Genomic DNA, 389 nt, shown 5'->3' with positions numbered 1-389 from the left:
GCCAGCTGCCAGTCGCTGCCGAAGTCGCTGCCGTACTGGAAGTAGCCCAGAGCCTTCATCAGCATCAGGGCCGCCTGAGCGGTGGTCACACTCTCGCTGCCGCCGTAGGTGGTGGCGCTGGTGCCGGCGGTGATGCCGTTGGTCCAGCAGGCGGCCACATAGGGCTCAGCCCAGGAAGGCACGTCGGTGAAGGGAGAGGTGTTGGCGTAAGTGGCCACATTGTAAGCCATCAGGTTGGACATGACAACGGCCATCTCATTGCGGGTGACATTCTGATCGGGGTTGAAGTCGCCGGACTCGTCGCCCACCATGATGCCAACCGTCTTGAGCACTTCAATGGCTTCCACATTGTCGGTGTCGGCCACATCCGTGTAGCTGCTGCTCGCGGC

The 389-nt window shown here is 62.2% G+C and carries 1 protein-coding gene; it reads right to left on the bottom strand.

Annotated elements, in window-relative coordinates; all coding sequences use genetic code 11:
- Positions 1-389: S-layer homology domain-containing protein (locus H6B31_RS16825; RefSeq protein WP_204899540.1), on the bottom strand; the 389-nt coding region annotated here is incomplete at both ends.

Origin of the sequence: Pseudoflavonifractor capillosus, from assembly GCF_016899775.1 — a bacterium.
Lineage (GTDB): Bacteria > Bacillota > Clostridia > Oscillospirales > Oscillospiraceae > Lawsonibacter.
The sequence above is the reverse complement of the archived record's forward strand: the minus strand, read 5'-3'. Positions and strand labels throughout refer to the sequence as shown.